At 42.0% G+C, this 18,555-nt stretch carries 18 protein-coding genes; 2 read left to right on the forward strand and 16 right to left on the reverse strand.

All coding sequences use genetic code 11. The features are described 5' to 3' along the window. Window positions 1-21: 21 nt before the first annotated feature. Together celB and P401_RS0105210 are read right to left on the reverse strand one after the other, a co-directional pair. Window positions 22-1,341, reverse strand: coding sequence for a PTS cellobiose transporter subunit IIC (gene celB / locus P401_RS0105205; protein ID WP_029341537.1), 1,320 nt, complete (start codon window positions 1,339-1,341; stop codon window positions 22-24). Continuing rightward, the gene (locus P401_RS0105210) at window positions 1,338-2,660 is read right to left on the reverse strand and encodes a 6-phospho-beta-glucosidase (protein ID WP_029341538.1); all 1,323 of its coding nucleotides are present in this window, start codon (window positions 2,658-2,660) and stop codon (window positions 1,338-1,340) included. Before P401_RS0105210 ends, celB begins: the two co-directional genes overlap by 4 nt. A gap of 173 nt (window positions 2,661-2,833) precedes the next feature. On the opposite strand from P401_RS0105210, the gene P401_RS0105215 reads away from it, so the two are divergent. Then, on the forward strand, window positions 2,834-3,550 hold the full coding sequence (locus P401_RS0105215) for a GntR family transcriptional regulator (RefSeq protein ID WP_050677777.1): 717 nt from the start codon (window positions 2,834-2,836) through the stop codon (window positions 3,548-3,550). Window positions 3,551-3,649: 99 nt separating this feature from the next. Here the strand turns inward: P401_RS0105215 and P401_RS0105220 are convergent, their stop codons facing one another. From P401_RS0105220 to P401_RS0105235, 4 genes are all read right to left on the reverse strand, one after another. Then, entirely contained in the window at window positions 3,650-4,003 is a 354-nt protein-coding gene (locus P401_RS0105220; RefSeq protein WP_029341540.1) for a hypothetical protein, read from the reverse strand. Between the two features lie 165 nt (window positions 4,004-4,168). Further along, window positions 4,169-4,627 carry a GNAT family N-acetyltransferase gene (locus P401_RS0105225; RefSeq protein ID WP_029341541.1) on the reverse strand — a complete coding sequence of 153 codons (459 nt, stop codon included), beginning with the start codon at window positions 4,625-4,627 and terminating at the stop codon, window positions 4,169-4,171. Between the two features lie 154 nt (window positions 4,628-4,781). Then, window positions 4,782-6,668 carry a DUF4084 domain-containing protein gene (locus P401_RS0105230; protein WP_051656252.1) on the reverse strand — a complete coding sequence of 629 codons (1,887 nt, stop codon included), beginning with the start codon at window positions 6,666-6,668 and terminating at the stop codon, window positions 4,782-4,784. 212 nt (window positions 6,669-6,880) lie between these two features. Then, window positions 6,881-8,551, reverse strand: a complete 1,671-nt coding sequence (locus tag P401_RS0105235) for a putative bifunctional diguanylate cyclase/phosphodiesterase (RefSeq protein WP_152548177.1) — start codon at window positions 8,549-8,551, stop codon at window positions 6,881-6,883. Between the two features lie 837 nt (window positions 8,552-9,388). Here P401_RS0105235 and P401_RS0105250 point away from each other — a divergent pair. Further along, window positions 9,389-10,551 (forward strand): IS3 family transposase gene (locus P401_RS0105250; RefSeq protein ID WP_152548178.1). Its coding sequence is split into 2 segments (ribosomal slippage): window positions 9,389-9,665 and window positions 9,665-10,551, totalling 1,164 coding nucleotides; the frame shifts between segments, so codons are not numbered across the junction. 127 nt (window positions 10,552-10,678) lie between these two features. Here P401_RS0105250 and P401_RS0105255 read toward each other — a convergent pair. The 10 genes from P401_RS0105255 to P401_RS19215 form a co-directional block, all read right to left on the reverse strand. Then, window positions 10,679-11,854, reverse strand: a complete 1,176-nt coding sequence (locus P401_RS0105255) for a hypothetical protein (RefSeq protein ID WP_029341547.1) — start codon at window positions 11,852-11,854, stop codon at window positions 10,679-10,681. 37 nt (window positions 11,855-11,891) lie between these two features. Continuing rightward, entirely contained in the window at window positions 11,892-12,230 is a 339-nt protein-coding gene (locus P401_RS0105260; protein WP_029341548.1) for a hypothetical protein, read from the reverse strand. Between the two features lie 18 nt (window positions 12,231-12,248). Then, window positions 12,249-12,530 (reverse strand): hypothetical protein, encoded by a 282-nt coding sequence (locus P401_RS0105265; protein ID WP_029341549.1) that lies wholly within the window; start codon window positions 12,528-12,530, stop codon window positions 12,249-12,251. 759 nt (window positions 12,531-13,289) lie between these two features. Further along, window positions 13,290-13,928 (reverse strand): GGDEF domain-containing protein, encoded by a 639-nt coding sequence (locus P401_RS18520; protein WP_160171447.1) that lies wholly within the window; start codon window positions 13,926-13,928, stop codon window positions 13,290-13,292. Between the two features lie 841 nt (window positions 13,929-14,769). Then, complete coding sequence (locus P401_RS0105275; RefSeq protein WP_029341551.1) at window positions 14,770-15,624, reverse strand: NmrA family NAD(P)-binding protein; 855 nt, start codon at window positions 15,622-15,624, stop codon at window positions 14,770-14,772. A 53-nt stretch (window positions 15,625-15,677) separates the two neighbouring features. Next, window positions 15,678-16,097, reverse strand: coding sequence for an RrF2 family transcriptional regulator (locus P401_RS0105280; protein WP_029341552.1), 420 nt, complete (start codon window positions 16,095-16,097; stop codon window positions 15,678-15,680). 36 nt (window positions 16,098-16,133) lie between these two features. Next, window positions 16,134-16,427, reverse strand: coding sequence for a hypothetical protein (locus P401_RS0105285; protein WP_023468121.1), 294 nt, complete (start codon window positions 16,425-16,427; stop codon window positions 16,134-16,136). Continuing rightward, a complete protein-coding gene (locus P401_RS0105290) occupies window positions 16,414-17,292 on the reverse strand; it encodes an NmrA family NAD(P)-binding protein (protein WP_029341553.1) in 879 nt (292 codons plus the stop codon). Before P401_RS0105290 ends, P401_RS0105285 begins: the two co-directional genes overlap by 14 nt. A 233-nt stretch (window positions 17,293-17,525) precedes the next feature. Further along, on the reverse strand, window positions 17,526-18,047 hold the full coding sequence (locus P401_RS0105295) for a hypothetical protein (protein ID WP_029341554.1): 522 nt from the start codon (window positions 18,045-18,047) through the stop codon (window positions 17,526-17,528). A gap of 20 nt (window positions 18,048-18,067) precedes the next feature. Then, window positions 18,068-18,544: a DUF7878 domain-containing protein gene (locus P401_RS19215; protein ID WP_034785977.1), complete on the reverse strand. Its 477-nt coding sequence runs from the start codon at window positions 18,542-18,544 to the stop codon at window positions 18,068-18,070. Window positions 18,545-18,555: the final 11 nt, after the last annotated feature.

The raw sequence follows: 18,555 nt of genomic DNA on the forward strand, positions 1-18,555 counted from the left end.
ATTGTTGGATCGATTCTGTCTTCAACTGATTTTCTCTCCTTCATGTATACTGTCTTTGTTTCGATTGATTTCGGCAGTCATGGCGCGCGCTCCTGCTACGACGAACGGGATATAGATCAATGTCGCGAGCGTCAGATTGAACACCTGAAGCAGGACACCGCGGATGCTACCACCGGTGACAAGGTACCCGCTAATGATCGGTGGTGTCGTCCATGGAACGATGGCGACCGTTTTCGGTACCATCCCAGTCGATAGTGCGACATACGAGACGACCGTCAAGACGACCGGTGCAAGGATGAACGGGATCAGCATGACCGGGTTGAGCACGATCGGCATGCCGAAGATGACCGGTTCGTTGATATTGAATAGACCGGCGGGTGCTGATAGCTTAGCGACTTGATGATAAGGATGATTGCGTTGTTTCCTTACGACAATGAAGATCGCAAGTAGGAGTGACAATGTCGCACCGGAGCCACCCATAAAGACGAAGGCATCGAGGAACGGTTTCGTTACCGTATATGGCACGTCATAGGCGGAAGCACCAGCTTGAAAGGCAGCTAAGTTCTGTTCAATCAGCGGTAAGTAAATCGGCTCGATGACCGACCCGATGATGTTCGTGCCGTGTAGACCGAAGAACCAGAGGACATGGTTCAAGAGGGCGATGATCAGACCAGCAGCGAGCGAATCACCGAAGCCTTGAAGCGGTTGTTGGATTGCCTTGAAGATGACCTCAAAGATGCTGAGCTCGAGTTTCACTTGGATGAGCAACTGGATCGCAGCAACGACCGTCAAAATGATCATTGAAGGAATCAAGGCTTGGAACGATCGGGTGACACCACCGGGCACACCCTCCGGCATTCGGATCGTCAGCTTCGTATGAATGAGAAAACGGAATGCTTCCGTTACGAGAAGCGAGACGATGATGGCGACGAATAAGCCTTGGGCGCCGAGCCAAGCGAAGCTGAGTCCCCAGTCCTTCGTGACCGGAACGAGCATCACGTAAGACGCGATCGACAAGATACCAGCGGCGAGACCATCGATATCGTAGGACCGTGCCAAGTTATAGGCAATCGAGAAGGCGACCAGTAAGCCGAGGATTGCGAAGGATGCATTCCAAATGTTGCCGCCGAGCCGTTGCCAACTACCTTCACCGAAAGCGGCATTCATCGAGCCAACGAAATCGAGCGACCAGCTACCGATCTGGATGGCAGGGAAGTTATTGATTAGAATCGCGAGTGAGCCGACGATGATGAGCGGCATGACGGAGACAAAGCCGTCACGGATGGCGACAAGATGGCGCTGGGAACCGATCCGTCCGGCAATTTCAATGAACTTATTCATGAGAGAACCTCCTTAAGCTGGAATTGGGGTAAGTAAGATTGATGTGAGCGAAACAGCTCTTTAAGTAAGGCATCGATCCGTTTTTCGTCTTGGATCAATGGATTCATAATGGCAGCGACATAAGCGTCCTCGTATTTCCCAGATACGGCTGCTTGAATCGTCAGTTCCTCGAACGTCTTCAAGTTCGTGATCAGTCCACGGACGGGGAGTGGTAAGCTACCGATCGATAGCGGACGCGGTCCGGCTTTTGTGATGACAGCGTTGACCTCGATGACGGCATCTTCCGGTAAGTCACGGATCGTCCCTTGATTCAGCGCATTGACGGTCTGGATATCACCCCGGTCGTTATAGAGCGAGTCCATCAAGTTACATGCAGCGTCCGAGTAATACGCTCCACCGCGTTGTTCAAGTTCCTTCGGTTTTACATCGAGCGATACATCTTGGTATTGCTCAAATAGTCGGCGCTCGACTTCTTGGACGACTTCAGCTCGTGTCCCGTTCTCTTCGTAAGCTTGTCGATCTTTTGCGAGCACGTCACGTGTTTGGAAATAATATTGATGGTACGGGTTCGGCAACAGCTTGATTGAATTCAGAAATGAGTCGGACCAGCCGAGTCCAACGATATTCGCTGGCGAGTAGTCGTTTCCATCACGCAACGCAGTGAGTACATCTTCTGTCCGATCGACACCATTCACCGTGACATGTCGACCAAAGATGAAGTGATTCAACCCGATGAATTCGATCGAGACGTGCTCGACGGGAGCGTGTAGGATTTCAGCGACGGAGTTCCGCATGTTGAACGGGATGTTGCAGACACCAATCACTTTCTGATGCTTGGAATGTTTCAAAAGTGCCTCGGTCACGATGCCGGCTGGATTCGTGAAGTTGATCAACCAGGCGTCGGGACAGAGTTCAGCCATCTCGTCCGCGAGTTCGAGCAAGACGGGAATCGTCCGGAACGCCTTGAACATACCGCCAGCACCATTCGTCTCTTGACCGATGAAGCCATGCTTGAGTGGAATGCGCTCGTCAAGAGCCCGTGCCGATAGACCCCCGACGCGGATTTGCGTCGAGACGAAGTCGGCTCCACGGAGGGCTTCTCTTCGATTGAGCGTCCAACGAAGCGTGATCTTCAAGTTAGACTTGTCAATCATCCGTTGTGCGAGTTTACCAACAATTTCGAGCTTTTCTTTTCCGTCCTCGATATCGACGAGAACGACCTCGTCGACCGGAAAGGAATGGTGACGCAAAATGAAACCTTCGATGATTTCCGGTGTATAGCTGGAGCCTCCACCGATGATGACGACCTTGAGTGGCATGTTGTAAATTCCTCCTCATGAAAGCGATTTCTTTTTGTTATAACAAATGTAACAAATAATACAACTTAAGACAATAATAAAATACAAATAATACAAATAAAGATTTGTATTTGCATTTGTATGATGTCTGTATCACAATAAAGGCACAAAGGATAAGAGGAGGAGGTGGCATGATGTCGCAATCAACATTACAGACGGCAATTAAAGAAGAATTGCTATCGCGGATCAAGAGAGGCTATTACGAAGAAGGGAAAAAATTCCCGACAGAGTATGTGCTGTGTGAGGAATTTGATGTCAGTCGGACGACCGTTCGAGGGGCATTGAACCAGTTGACGCTAGAAGGATACTTGATCCGACAACAAGGACGTGGAACGTTCGTTGCGGGCAAAAAAGTCCGACAGACCTTATCGCATACACCGAACAACTACGCCGCTCAATTAGCGGTGCAAGGGAAGCGAGGCGAGGTGTCGCTAATCCAATTATCCGTCGTCTCTGCGACTGATGTCCTGACAGAGGTTTTTGCAGTAGAGGAACAGGCACCGATCCAGAAAATCGAACGGATTCGTCATGCTGACGGTGAACCGACACAATATGAGATCTCATTCATCCCGTGGTCGATTGCTCCAGGAATTACGAAGGAACAGGCGGAGCATTCGTTGTTCGATACGTTAGCAAAAGTCTTTGATATCCAGGTGGCGAAAACGACAGAGTCACTTGAAATCGTTCTAGCCGATGAAGCGATCAGTAGTCATCTGAAATGTCCAGTCAATGCACCGTGTTTCTACATCGAAACCGTAACAGAGGATCAAGGGGGACAAATCATCGAGTATTCGCGTTCCTATTTCCGTGGGGATAAGACGAATTTCGTGATTGAACGTTCGTATCGTTAAATTGAATAGCGTTGTTGTCGAGCAAAGCGAAAAAAAGGTTGTATCCATTTACACATCGAAATGGACGCAACCTTTTTGACGTCATGCGTTTGTTTTAACTTACATCATACTGAGTAAAAGCTGAGGGTGCTGTTCATGTAACGAATCGTCTTGGATATAACGATGAAAGGACAATGACGAATCGTTCATATGGAAAAGCGTCAGCTGTCGACTCTCGAAGTCCACTTCTTCTATGTAGACAAGTTCTTTGCTACTACCAGAATCACTGGTTTGACGCATGGATAAAGGAGTTCGTTCCCGTAAAGCAATGAATAATATGACTTCCATTTTGTAAGTCATAGGAACAGAAGCATCATGGTAAAGATGAATGGATGAATCGATGGAAAGGCAAATCGGCCGGTTCATGGTGTGTAACGGTGCAGGATGAGTCATTTCTTTTTGAAGGTGCTGCATGGTGGACCTCCTTGTAATAAGAACGTATGTTCATATTATGTGGTGTAGATCCATTTTTTGCAATCTTATTTAACGGCAATGATTTATGAATGTGTTGTCCATCATCGTTCAAGTTGCATTGTCAGAGATAGTACCACGCTTTTCATAAAAAGGATGCTGATATTCTCATATATCTTGGGATAATCGAATCATATCGGTACACCGGATTCCATTTTCGATGATTTCCTCTTCATAGTGTCTCAAGAAAAAGTTCATGTCGATTCCGACGATCCGGAATCCACATTTTTGGTAAAGTGCTAACTGTCCAATGCTTGAATTTCCTGTTCCGATCTCTATGGTGGTGTATCCCATTGTTTTAGCTGTGTTAATCGCATGTCGTAAAAGATCCTTCCCGACACCTTTTCCTTGGTACAACTCGTCCACTGCGATATTTACGATTTCTATTGTTTGCGGTCTTGTCGGGAGAAGTACATACACGCCGATCCATTGTTCATTGTTTTCAGCAACGAAACAATGACCTCTTTTTACATAGTTTTCGACTAACTTCAGAGACGGGTCCGCCGCTAGCAAGAGCTCCATCGGAGGAGTCTCATGGATGGACAATTGATGAATATCTACATTCATAACTGTATACTCCTTACATTTTAAGATTAATTAGCGAACCACTATTTTTATTTCCTTTAAACGTACTATCATTTAATAAAAACCAGCATCTGATAAATAATCAGGTGCTGGTTTCATATTGTAAAGAGTCAATACCCAAGACAAATAAGTTTTTTTAACTCGGCATATGTTGAAGTTCATTATAAAGAACGTAGCTTCCTGAGGGAATGTCTTTTGCGCGATACATGGCGAGATCCGCGTGCTGTAGCATCTCGAGCATACTCGAGGCATCCGTCGGATAGGAGGAGATACCGATGCTTGGCGGACAAGAAATCATATGATTGGCAATCTCATAAGGTGCTTGTAACGTGCTCAACAACTGAGTTGCCATACGATGAAGTTGTTCGTATGATTTAACATTCTTTAAAAGTAATGTAAATTCATCACCGCCTTGTCGTGCCATCATGTCAAAATCCGTTTCGAATGATTGTAGTCTTCTAGCAACAGCTTTCAATAACTGATCACCGATATCGTGTCCAAGTGTATCGTTGACTGCTTTAAATTGATTTAAGTCCATGAAAAATAAAGACACATTTGATGAAGGATGAAGAGAATTACTTTTAATGAGCTTTAACAGTCGTTCTTCGAACGCAAGCCGATTGAATAGTCCTGTCAGCGCATCATGATAGGCAAGGTATTGAATACGTTGTTCATTTCGTTTTATTTCAGTCACATCTTTACCGATACCGAAGATTCCAACAATTTCGTTTTGGACGATGATTGGAACATTGGTGATGTTCATATACATACTGGAACCCAATGCATTTTCAACAACGGTCTCATAACTTCGTGGCATACCTTTAAATACTTCCTTTAATTCTTTCGCGACCGTCATCCGGTGTGTATCTTTGACATAGCGAAGGCTATCTTGACCCATCAAGTCAGTTTTAGAGACACCGAGAAGATCGCTACAGGCAGTATTCGCACTATCGAATTGACCTTTAAGGTCCGTTGAATACACTGGATCTGGATGGTATTCGAACAAGGATTTATACCTTTCTTCGCTTAATTCAAGCGTTTGTGCTTGATCGTAGTAGCGACGGACTAATTTATGATTCTCGATAATAATTAAGACTTGCCGGGTAATGACGAGTAAAATGGAAAGTCCTGAACCTACTGTCACGATATCGAAACTACGCGAGTGAAATCCCATGAAGACGAACAGAATCAAGACTCCCCCATAAGGCGTGAGCATTTGAAAAATATTTAACTTTTCGTGATGAGTCGTTAACGTTGTACTTATAGTATTTGGCTGATGTTGAAGACCTGAAAAAGCTAAAACGATCATTGCTATGATGAACAGAGGGTCAATTAAACTACCTGAGATGTATGTGTCTTGAGCAATCAAATACAAGTAAACAGAGTCAGCGATTGCTTGTATCGTGACGGCTGCGATAATGAGATACATGGATAAACTCTTATCTTTACTCGTAAGATTAAAAAATAAAAAGGAGGCGGCGACTAACATACCCAAATCTCCTAAAGGATAGATTAAGGAAACAATGAGAGCATTAATGGTTGCCACACTCGTATCCAGAATAGGTTCGATTAAAAAGTGCCAAGAAAAGGTACTCGCAACGACTAAAATGATCATGACATCAAATAAGAATGAAATGCGTTGCTGTATTGCTGCATCCTTCAAAATTTTGTATATCAAAGCGTAAAGCAGGAAAAGGACTTGAAGAATGTAAAACACGTCTGGCCATCCTGGAAACGCCACGTTTTTGTGGAAAATACTTTCTGTGAAAAACCAAATCAATTCGGCGACTAAATAACAAAAGGTGCCGAAAGCGATAAGTAACCAGAACTTACGATCATTTGAATCAGCCCATTTGATAGCAATCTTTAAGTAGAGAAGGGCGATCAACAACCCTGCAATCGAAAAGATATTTCCCCCTAGTGCTTCAAGGAATTGAGAATCAGAAAAAGTGAAAATCCATCCATAATAGCCTAACGCATAAAGTAGAATGATTAGGATAAAACTTTTAGGTTGTTTAAACATGCTATTCATATACTCCTTCTTATCATATTCACTTAGTATACAATGAGCTTATTTTTTGAAAAGAACTTGTTTATAAAACAGGTCTATACTGACTTATCAGACAAAGCATCTTCTAATAACGCCTTAAGAACAAGGTAGAAAAATAAGTCGCAATCATAAAGTGTATGATATAAGCGATCAAACGTCATCTACATCATGCACTTTAAAAAAATTTAGAGAGAGGTAGTCTTCAAAACATCTTGTGTTTGAAGTAATGTAACAAATGCGGCAAAATCGATTGGGCGTGAGAATAGGTAGCCTTGACCGATCGTACATCCATAGGAAGTGAGAACCTCTTTTTGTTCAATCGTTTCAATTCCTTCCGCTACGACGGTTAAATTAAGATTCAAGCCAAGCTCGATGATCGTCTTGACCATAGGCGATTTTTGATTAGGAGTCAGGCGATCGATGAACGATTTATCGATTTTCAATGTATCAATCGGAAGTTGCTCGAGTACATTTAAGGAAGAATACCCTGTTCCGAAGTCATCGATGGATGTTTTAATCTGCGAGGTCTTCAAACATTGCAAAATCGAAACGCTCTCTTTGATGTTTTGAACAATGCTCTCTGTAATCTCAAGCTCGAGCCACTGCGGGTCAAGAGATGTCTCTTCAAGAATCTCGATGACACGCTGACAGAAGTTTGGATTTTGGAATTGAAGAACAGAAACATTGACCGATAGAAGCAAAGGTTCGAATCCTAAAAGCTGAAGTTGTTTACTTTGGTAGGTCGCAGTGAATAGGACCCACTCCCCGATTTCATTGATCAGACCAGCTTCTTCAGCGATTGGAATGAACTCAGCTGGTGAAATCCATCCGAACTTTGGATGATGCCAACGGAGCAATGCTTCCATACCAATGATTCTCCCAGAACGAAGATTGACTTTAGGTTGATAGTAGACACTTAATTGTTGCTCACGTATTGCATTTCGTAAGTATGATTCAATTTCAAGCTTTCGTACTAAGTTGGATTGAAGTTCAGTTCCATAGTAAACGAATGTGTAATTTACATTCTGTTTAGCTTGATAAAGAGCTTCAGCTGTATGAGCCTGTATTTCTTCGATCGTCAAACTTTGGTCAGGAAATATACTGACACCACTATGCGCTACAATATTCAATTCTAACTCCTTTAAACGGATAGGCGCTGCAAGATGAATGAATATCTTTTCATTCACAACAGTGATACTAGATTTCTCTGTTTTTAGAAGCACAATCATAAACTCATCTTCACTGTACCGATACATTTTAAAATTCTCTTTCAATACATGTTTTAAGCGGAAAGATACTTCTTTCATGATCTGTTCCCCGACATGATGCCCGAAAATATCTGTGTACATTCGAATCCGTTCTACTTGAAGCAATATGAAGGCAAGCGGTGCATGTTCATCTTTGAGGCTATTTTTAGTGTCTAGTAAAAAAGATGCACGATTGCCTAGACTCGTTAATGGATCGATATATGCGATTTGGTTTAATTCTGCTAATAATTCACTATTTTTCATGACAGTAAAAGCTTGTCTAATAATGATAAGAAGAAAAATCATAATCCATCCTGTACTTAAGGCATTTAAATTCCAAGCATAGCTTTGCATCATTAGGATGGAGGGGATCAAGATGCTCGAATAAGGAAAGATAAATTCTTTCTTTGTTGAAACATCAAGAGCAAATGGATCAATCATACTTTCTTGTCTTGGCTCTTTTTCATGATATCGAGCAGTGTAACCGATAAATAGTAATGCGATAGTCCAAATCAAATCGACACTGCCACCTGATATATAGCTGTTCTTAATTGTAAATTGTGCAAAAGTGATATCTCCGATGACTTGTAAAAATAAACCGATGATCAAATAAGTCAAATATACATTTTGTTTGTTGAATAGAATTAAATAATATAGCGTAATTATAAAAAAAGAATTCCTAAATCTGCAATTTGGAAAAGAAATATATGGGCGCTGTACCACAGAGACTGCTGATTAATCTGATAGAGCGGATAAAGCAGGTAATGATAACTAATTGAAGTCGCGGCTATCATATAAATCATTGTATTAAAGAAGAATGCCGAATTTGAAAATTTTCTCGTTTGATTCAAAAGTTGATTTAACAGTGCAGCAAAGTAGAAAAAGTAGGAGCAGACCCAAGTTAAGGATGATAAGTCCGGTGTAACCATGACATGATTCTTAACAAGTAAGATGATCCAAACAAGTGTGCCAAGGGCGGAAAAACTCGTTCCAAGACCTAAAAACATCCAAAAACGTTTAGAAGAGTCATTTTTAAAATAACTTTTTATAATCCAACTCGTACTTAAAATACCTACGAACAACTGGACCGTGTTTAATAGAACCAATCGCATCCATTCAGATCCTTCAAAAAAATGGTTCCCATACCAAAATAATAAACCAATTCCGATGGACAGAAGGAAGGGGTAACTTATAGTTGTACGCAAAGATTGTTCCTCCCTTATGTTTAAATAGCTTTCAAATAAGTATCGGATATATTAGATTTATATTTAACATAATGTTCTAATGTCATTCAGAATTAAAAAATTGTTCCTAGTATGGTAACGAACTAAAAATAAACCTAGATCTCTCAATTGAGTAGTGGGCTAACCTAAAATTTTGAGACAATATAAAACACCTTCGGAGTGGTACACTTTTAAAAAGTACTAACATCGGAGGTGTTTTTGCATGGGCAAAAACGTATATTCAAGTGAAGTGAAATGGGCAGTAGTCAAAGATAAGCTGAGTGGTAAGTTAACGACGAGAGAAATCATGGAGAAGTACGGAATCAAAAATGAATCTCAAATCAAAACATGGATGAGATGGTATCGCTCTAACGAACATTATCGATTTGATCAGCCAATCGGTAAACAATATACCTATGGACATGGTCCAGATTCTGCGAGTGAGGATGACAAGAGAGAACGACAAATGTCACATCTGAAGATGGAAAATGAGATCTTAAAAAAGTACATGGAAATCGAAAGAGAGTTGAGAAAGAAGTAGTCATAAAAATTGTAGAGTTTCTTCGGAGAAAGTATACAATCACCGCCATTCTTAGCGCTTTGAATGTACCAAGAGCAAGCTATTACCGTTGGATTAAGGAATCTGTGAAAGCACCTTCGGTGCTCGAAAAAACCGTCATTGAACTAAGTAAACAGACGAAGTGTCGGAATGGACATCGAAAAATAAAGGCATTATTACAGCAAATCTATCAGTTAAAAGCCAATCGGAATACCGTACAGAAAATCATGCAAAAACACCATCTCCAATGTCGGATCAAGCCGAAGCGAAGATGGAAGTCTCAAGGTGAGCGCATCATAACGGCACCGGATCTCATCAAGCGCGATTTCACAGCAAGTAAACCGAATCAAAAGTGGGTGACGGATATCACCTATATCCAATACGGCAGCACGACGAAATATCTTTCCGCCATTATGGATCTTTTTAATAACGAAATCGTCGCATACAAGTTATACGAGCATCAACAAACGTCTCTTGTGATTGATACGTTGAAGATAGCGCTTGAGAATCGAAACTATCCCGAAGGGGTCATCCTTCATTCGGACCAAGGAAGTGTCTATACGTCATACGCCTTTCAAGAATTCGTTAAAAGGAATCACCTAACAAGCAGCATGTCTCGTAGAGGAAACTGTTGGGACAACGCAGTTATCGAATCGTTCCACTCTAATTTAAAGTCCGAGGAATTCCAGTACGTCAAATTTAATTCACTAAGAGACCATGAGGTCTCTGAACGCGTTACTAATTACTTAAATTACTATAACGAAGAACGAATCCAAGAAAAATTAGGCTACCTGACACCGAAAAAATACGGTGTACAGGCAGCCTAATCAAGGTGTTTTATATGTGTCTCATATTGCTAGGTCAGTCTATAGATCTAGGTTTATTTTTAGTTCTTTATTGTTTTTTAAGTCTCTTAGTGTAAACGACCAAAAAACTTTTTTATCGTTATGTTTATTAATTTGAAACTTTCAAGTTTACAACTTGGTACGTCGTTTTCGTTCCATTCGTGATGCTATACGCCAGTACACCGTCCTGGTAAAGAGGAAGGGATACCAACTCTTCAAAGTCCGTCAGGGGAGCAACCGTCTTCGCTTTTAGGTCCGCGTACATCAACTGATTAATACCTTCGCGGAAGATGACTTGTGTGTTCGAGAGAAAACGAATGCCACTAATCGTCGTCTGGGCACTTGAAGCGGAATAGTTCAGCGTCTTTTGGTCCAATCCGATGGGCTGGAAAATGGCGTCTCCTTCTGTTCCAAGAGCGAAATAGGTGCCGCTACGACTGAAATCAATCAATCCGGACAACTCTTTTTTATACGCACCATCCAATGTCTCGAGCACTCGGACGTTCTTTCCGTTTTTGTAGTGAGACGTGTATAAGGTCACGCCGTCATCGCTATCGCGGTGCTCGTACGTGAACAGACCATCTCGTGTTTTTCCTGTTTTTAAAATGAAGGACTGGAGTGGCGTGATCTTTCCGGTTTTTAACGAATAAGACTTTAACGTGGAAATCGTTTTTTGTTCAGTCGCTTCCTGCGTGATCCAGGACGCACGTGTTGACGTGACATCGATATGCGGCGGGGACGTATCGAAACGACTTTCGCCAGCATCAAGTGTCGTCACCTGATTCGTCGTAATCTTCAGTTGGCGAATCGACCACTTCACACCGGTCTTTGTCGGCTGTTCCGTTTCGACCCATAGTAAAAACTCACCTGTACCCGTCATCATCGGGATTGCACTCTTCGTCGCACGGACGATTTTGTTATACTTTCGTTTTGTATCGTATGTATAAATGGTGCTCTTATTTTTTTGTGGATCGAAGTAGAAAATTTGGTCATGATAAGAATACTGTGGATTGAATGAAACGTGGAGTTTACTTAGTAAAGGAGAGAGGTCGTATGTCTTCGTTTGACCTAACGTGACGCGCTCTGTCTGCTTTCCTAGTTCGACCGGATGCTGATTCGTAGCTTCGGTCGTTGCTTTCTTGGATGAAACGTTCACTTGTTCAGATGGCGCGACATTTTTTTGTGCTACACGCGGTGTTGCTTGTTCTTCTATTATGGAACAACCCGCTATCGTCCAAACGACGGTCGAGAGACAAAAAACGGTTGCGAATCGATGTAATTTCATATCGGATAGCTCCTTCAAAGGTTTTCGGAAACGTAAGTCATTGCTGTACATCATGTGGAGAGGGAGTCGGACGACGGGTGTGATGAAACACGAGATACCACCACTTTAATGTGTAGGCGAACAAGAAGACACACATCCATGCCCACGGTCGAAGTGTCGTCAATCCTTCGTAAAAATGTCTGAATTCTGTAATGTCAAGTCGGTACATGGAGTTCCAAATGAATAATGCATACATGAAAAGCATTGCTAACATCGCTCGAATCGATGCTTTTCTCAAGGCTGGATGCTTGATCGCGACGAAGATTGCACTGATAAGCGTGATGAAAAAGAAAGCATAGGACAATACCCACACCCACAAATCGTTGGTTGGTCCCATATGTATTTTCCTCCTCAGTTAATCATGGATGCGTCTAGAAGATCGTCTAAACAAAACAGAAAGAATGACATCGATCAGTAACCCGATCAAGAACCAACTGATCAAAGTCAGGATGTAGATCAGGAACAGCGGGATATGGAAGGAATCCAGCCAAGTTCCGAGGAAGGAACGTGACTCAAGTAGCCAGAAAACAGGGCTTGTGAGAAACAACAAGATGTTTTTGTCATCGTAACCGAAAGCATTAAATAAACAGACGGCAAGTGAAAGCAAGGGAAGCCAGAAACGAAAATCTTTTCGCATGATTATTCATCTCCTGTTTGAGTGGGATGCGTTTCATTGGACTTGAATCAAAAAAGCGGATAGACCGTCACCGCGTTCGTTCTACCGTGCACGAATTCCATAGATGTATGTTCCTTGAGCAGACGGTGCGGTGAAAACGCCATTTTTTAATGAGACCTGCTCACTTTTTGTTTTTAAATCCCATCGTACGACTTGAAGTATATATGGTTCACTATCAAAAGAGAGATGGATTTTGTCGTTTGGTGACACGATGACGGGTTTACTTTTTCAGTCATATAGCGCATCGACATAAATCATGTCAGCACATTGAGCACTGAATAAACTAAACCAGCAAGAAGAATCTTGAACAGTCGAAATGGGCTTAATGTTTATTTCGACTTATGGGTCGTAAGCTTCGGTACAAAATGGTTCAAAGTAAATAAAGTAGCAATCAGTATAGCTAAACAATCAATCAAAACATATTTCAGAATAGAAGTATTTTCTCTAAGAAATCAATATCATAAAACCTATAAATAGTCATTATATGGTTTTTTCCACAAAAGACTGTTGAATCCCTTCAAATGGATAGAGAAATTTTGAATGAGTCATCCGTTTCTATTTGTGACGGTTAGATGTTCGCAATTCATTGAAACCTTTTAAAGAGACAAACAATCGGTTTGGTATCAACATAGAGGGCACTTCTCTTATTGAATGGAATCACTAAACAAAAATGATGATGAGTAGGTTCTTTCGAAATTGACGTTTTCGCCACATATAGATTTATCCCTCATTTTTCTCAACCTGTGTCATAGGTTTATACCATACAAGATTGCGTCCTCTTCGTTTCGCCTCATAGAGTGCTCGATCAGCATCTTGAACGATATCCTGCAGGTTCTCTTTCTTGTTATGAGACTGTTCATGAAAAGCTAAGCCAATCGATACGGTAATCTGAATAGGGTGCTCGTTCTTAATCTGATAGTCATAAATCGAGCTAGTTGCTCGAATGACTTCAGCCAGTTCATATGATCGGAATAACTGTAAGTTTGGACAGACCATGATGAATTCTTCACCTCCATAACGACCGACAATGACGGAGTCCGGACAATGGTTTTGTAATAATCTACTGATTTGACGAAGAATCGCATCGCCTTGATCGTGTCCATATACATCATTGATACGCTTAAAATGATCGACGTCAAGCATTAAGATCGAAAAAGGAGTTTCTGTTTTTAGCAGTTGTCGAACAGATTCTTCAAGTTTTCGGCGATTATACAGACCGGTCAACCCGTCAATGCCTGCCTCCTGGCATGCTTGATGATAGCGGGCATATTGAGCACGTATCGTTTCGAGAGAGGCATGGATTAAAATACCCGATCCGAAGTGAATCAATATGAATTGTAGTGTATTCGTTTCCTTCATGTGTGAAGTCGATTCTATGAAATAAATGAGAGGAAGGGAAATTAGGAGACTCGCCGCAAGCAGAACAAAAAAACTGATTGACTGGGTGATCATTCTTTTTTTCAGAAGTATGATGACATAGAAGACTACTCCATACGTGAGAACGTAACTCATGGCATGCCAAATGTCAGTCGTCTGATAGACAAAGAGACCTTGACAAAGTTGCAAGGACACTAGCGTGATAAGTCCGACTTGATGTCCTCCATAGTAGAGGCTGACCATTAAAAATAGGATGGATAAATCGATGGAAAATCCATGAAGATCAATTGCTTTTAGAAGGATCCAAATACTTGCAGCATTCGAGAACAAAATGAGTGAAACCAAATGAATGATACTTGAGAGTTCGGCTTGACGGGATTGAACCATTGAAAGAAAAATGCACTGGAGATCAGGATTAACAGTAGTGACGATACACTGACAATGAATTGATCCATAGCATGAAGCATCGAAAAAATCCTTTCGTGAGGAACCGTTGATAGAGAGTCATCAGTAAGTATCAGAGCCATTCATTCAGACGATAGAAGTGGAATGGTAAAAATGATAAGAGGTGTCTAATCGATGTATCATTCTTATATCTTTAAGTATTAAGTATACGTCATATGGTTATGTACCACTATCTATTTTTTGTAATATTCTAACTTTTTAAGGAGATTCAATTATGCACAGTAAAAAGAGTGATATCTTTTTTGCGATATCACACTCTATTTACTATAGGAAAGATTTCGTTATTTAAGTGGGATTCAAGATGAATCATCCAGCTTTTCTTGAAGAAATCATGTTCCTTTTACGAAGAAAGGAGGAATCAATGCTTCTCCCAGTGGGCTTGATAATCGAGAATATATTGACTTAGGGGAATCGGCTCGGTACCAGTCACCTCGCGGAACTGACGGTTCGTTCGTTTCGTGAGTCCAAGACTAATCGGGAGGTGTAACATGATGACTTCATTGACGTAGCTTTTCGGATATCCTTTTTGAACCATCTTCATTTGGAAGAATGGAATCGAAGGGTTCGTGTAACGGATCGTCTTTCCTAGGAGTAGCGTCATCAGACTTGCGATCTCATGGAAACCGAAAACTTCCTCGCCATGCAACGTATAGACACGATTGAAATGGGGAGCAGGATGTTCGAGGCAATGGATGACGAACGTCGCGATATCCCGGATGTCGATCATGCTTGTCTTCCCAAGACCAGCTGGCGTAACGATTTGCTCGTGAAAACGGATGTCATCACGCATGAAGAGATTCAAATTTTGCATGTAGTATCCGGGACGGATGATCGTAAACGGGATGCCGGTCTCTTGAATGATCTTTTCAATCGCATGGTGAGGTGTCAGCGGAAAGACTGGAACATCCTTGAACGAGAGATAAACAATGTGCCGGACTGAGGTGAAGCGCAAATAGCGCAGAAAGAGATGGAACTGTCGTGTTGATACTTGGGACGGATACATCAAAAAGAGTTGATCGACGCCTTTTAACGCTTGTGAAAACGTTGAGATATCGGCGTAGTCCAGGTGACGATAGTGAAAAGCATTGCCGAATTTCTCTGAAGCAGCTGCTGGGTCGATGACAGCCGCATGAAAGGGAATATGTCGCTTCATCATTGCATGACCGACGGCTAGTCCAACGTTTCCTGTGAATCCTGTTACTAAAATCGTCATGTGTAACGTCCTTCCTGTACACTTGACTGAACTGCTGTTTGATGAGAAGTAAATCATGATATGTCTAAGAAAAAGTGAGGTGGTAAATCGTCCGCTAATTGCTTTATCGTAACTTGATTGAGCGTATTAAAGAACGAAATCAGTGCAACATCTAATAGTTGATCTAACGCACGTACCTGATAACGCGTTCCCGGAAAAAGCGGACGTTCGAATAACGCGACGACATCTCCGACCCGGACAGTATGACTCAATGGGAGGAGTTGAACACCGCCTTCTCGTCCAGCATGGGTTCGTAAAAGACCTGCTCTTCCTAAAATTGAAATAATCTTCGTGAGATGCTCGTACGAGATGTTACATTGAAGCGAAATGTCTCTCGTCTTTACGTATTCTCCTCTTCGTGTCATCGATTTTGAGGTGTGTGCCAAAAAAAGTAATGTCAGTAAGCCATGTTCCGTAGCACGTTTCAACCGCACGACCGCATCTCCTTTCATTTTTGACTGACGATGATATCAGACAATCAAGAGGCAATATCGCGTCATGGAGGAAAAGGGCGCTTTCGTCATGTAAACATGCGTGTAGGAATCATCGAATGTGATCAAAGCAGAAATGAGGTGTGCGCGAATGTACCGACAGGAGAGGCTTCGCCGTTGAGGCGTAATCAGTTCATCTCTTCGAGAGTCGAAGTCGAGCAACAATTGCAATGGGTACTCTGTGAATATCGTCACCTGACAATGAATGCCGAGCCGGTGATAATAATCGACGATGCATTGACGAACGAACAGTGCTCGTTCATGAGTAATCATATGCTTTGCCCTCCTCTTCATTTACCCAATCGGATAGGTGGTCTTTTATATATTGCCGAAGGGTGATCGGTCGTTCACCAATTAGTTCTAGAAAGTGGTTATCCGTCTCATCCGCTAGACCTAATAAGATCGGCACATGAAGTTTGATGATTTCATTGGTTTCTTCGTAAGACAATCCATGTTGCATCATAAAGGACCGGAAAAAATCAATCGACGGGTTCGTATACATGATCTCTGTTTCAAGTTCTTCTCCGAGAAGCCGGGCGACTTCGTAAAAATTGTAAGCCGCTTCACCGCTGATCGTATAGATTTTATTGAAGTGAGTGGCTGGGTTTTCAAGACACGTCATCACGACGGTCGCTACGTCACGGGCATCAATCATGCACGTCTTACCAATTCCTGCCGGTGCGAAGAGGTGTGCATGATCTCGTAACATATCTCGCATGAACATGTTTAAATTCTGCATGTAGTAGCTAGGACGAATGATCGTGTAGGGAATGTCGGTTTGGCGAATGACGACTTCAATACGATGATGTGGCGTGAATGGGAGGGATAGAGCGTCTTTGGCTGAGAGGTAGACGATGTGTTGCAGGGCAGTCTGTCTGAGATAATGAATAAAATATTCGAATGTCTCCAAGTCCGCGTTTGCAGGAAATTCGAGAAAGATTTGATCGCATCCTGCGAGTGCCTCTACGAACGTCGAGGCATCCTGGACATCGAATCGACGAAAGTCAAAATGCTCTCCGTATAATTCGGAAGCAGCTTGTGGATCGGATACCCCGATGCAAAAAGGCTGTTCTTCCGTGCGCATACGTTGGCTGACGAGCTGCCCGATCGGTGAAGAAAAGTCCGTAATGAAAATCATGGGAAAATTCCTTTCCTCTCTTAGATGAACGAGGCATCACTGATGTTGGAAAGTGGTAAATAAAATACTTGTATTAGTTATATAATACCCTAATTATCTTTCAAATACTTGATATATGATAATTACTGCTAAAAACATAATTAAGTGTTCCATTTATTCAATATATGAACCTTAATAATCAAAAAAATTAATTATTAATACTTATGTTTACATATCTAGGTTTATTATGAATATTACTTGACGTACTTGTCGTGAAAGCTATCGTAAATTTGCGCGTATGTTTCCTTGAGTGACCTAATCGCATTCACGTCTGTTCCGATGACATCCACTACATCAGTCGACACATACAAAAGGAAATCCGAGTCAAAGAAGACGATGTAAGCTGGTGTGTGCCCTCGATAGACGTTTAAGCAGTAGGAGATGATTTCATCTAGCTTTATATGTTTCACATGTGCATATACGACACCCGTATGAGCTCCTTCATCTTCCACGATATACTCTTTCCAGTTTCGAATCATGATCGATGATCCTACTCGTGCCTTTGCTAAGTAGCGCCGATGATGATGGATGTATGCAGCAACGAATAGAAGGTGGATGGATCTGTCTTCTTGAAAAATCGTCTGAAGAATTTCTTTCAACTGCGAGGCATTTAGGTCTTCCATTAAAAAGCGGATACGGCGTTCTGGTGTTGACTGAAAATAGGGTGTTGGCTTCCTGATATCAAGCTCGATCTGGAACCAAGATAAATCAAGCATATAGAAGTCTCCTCATTCTATTAAAGTTTTGATGACGAATAGGGAATGTGACGGATGAAGGCATCCAGCTGAATGTCGAAGTACGCTTCAAGATCGAATCGAAGTTGCCTTTCTAAATCAGATAAGCACATCACTAAGGTGTCGAGAGGAAAAACAGTGTTCATCCGTTCATCGCCCCAAATCGATTGAATGCGACCTTGATCCGTGGAAGGGACCATCGATACGATTGCCCCTTCTTCATCATGATCAAACTCCACCGAATAATAAGAAAAGGCAGGAATGAATGAAGGCGTCACCGATCTTTTCCACCGATACAACGATTTATAAAACTCGAAGATGGATAACGATGTTTCGAGATATAGTGCATGATCAATGATGATTTTGACATTCGCTTCAATCGACAGAATGGTGGGAATGTCCCTTGCTGAAGCATTTGAAATAGCGTTCGGTGAATTTAAAAAATCATACGTACATCTGATTTGAGAAGACAAGTTCATCACTCCGGTTC

Source organism: Exiguobacterium acetylicum DSM 20416, from assembly GCF_000702605.1.
Classification (GTDB): domain Bacteria; phylum Bacillota; class Bacilli; order Exiguobacteriales; family Exiguobacteriaceae; genus Exiguobacterium_A; species Exiguobacterium_A acetylicum.

Bases quoted from the DNA above. Each gene is read 5' to 3' on its own strand.
- celB (WP_029341537.1), bottom strand. From the start codon at position 1,341: ATGAATAAGTTCATTGAAATTGCCGGACGGATCGGTTCCCAGCGCCAT.
- P401_RS0105210 (WP_029341538.1), bottom strand. From the start codon at position 2,660: ATGCCACTCAAGGTCGTCATCATCGGTGGAGGCTCCAGCTATACACCG.
- P401_RS0105215 (WP_050677777.1), top strand. From the start codon at position 2,834: ATGTCGCAATCAACATTACAGACGGCAATTAAAGAAGAATTGCTATCG.
- P401_RS0105220 (WP_029341540.1), bottom strand. From the start codon at position 4,003: ATGCAGCACCTTCAAAAAGAAATGACTCATCCTGCACCGTTACACACC.
- P401_RS0105225 (WP_029341541.1), bottom strand. From the start codon at position 4,627: ATGAATGTAGATATTCATCAATTGTCCATCCATGAGACTCCTCCGATG.
- P401_RS0105230 (WP_051656252.1), bottom strand. From the start codon at position 6,668: ATGTTTAAACAACCTAAAAGTTTTATCCTAATCATTCTACTTTATGCG.
- P401_RS0105255 (WP_029341547.1), bottom strand. From the start codon at position 11,854: ATGAAATTACATCGATTCGCAACCGTTTTTTGTCTCTCGACCGTCGTT.
- P401_RS0105260 (WP_029341548.1), bottom strand. From the start codon at position 12,230: ATGGGACCAACCAACGATTTGTGGGTGTGGGTATTGTCCTATGCTTTC.
- P401_RS0105265 (WP_029341549.1), bottom strand. From the start codon at position 12,530: ATGCGAAAAGATTTTCGTTTCTGGCTTCCCTTGCTTTCACTTGCCGTC.
- P401_RS18520 (WP_160171447.1), bottom strand. From the start codon at position 13,928: ATGAAGGAAACGAATACACTACAATTCATATTGATTCACTTCGGATCG.
- P401_RS0105275 (WP_029341551.1), bottom strand. From the start codon at position 15,624: ATGACGATTTTAGTAACAGGATTCACAGGAAACGTTGGACTAGCCGTC.
- P401_RS0105285 (WP_023468121.1), bottom strand. From the start codon at position 16,427: ATGATTACTCATGAACGAGCACTGTTCGTTCGTCAATGCATCGTCGAT.
- P401_RS0105290 (WP_029341553.1), bottom strand. From the start codon at position 17,292: ATGATTTTCATTACGGACTTTTCTTCACCGATCGGGCAGCTCGTCAGC.
- P401_RS0105295 (WP_029341554.1), bottom strand. From the start codon at position 18,047: ATGCTTGATTTATCTTGGTTCCAGATCGAGCTTGATATCAGGAAGCCA.
- P401_RS19215 (WP_034785977.1), bottom strand. From the start codon at position 18,544: ATGAACTTGTCTTCTCAAATCAGATGTACGTATGATTTTTTAAATTCA.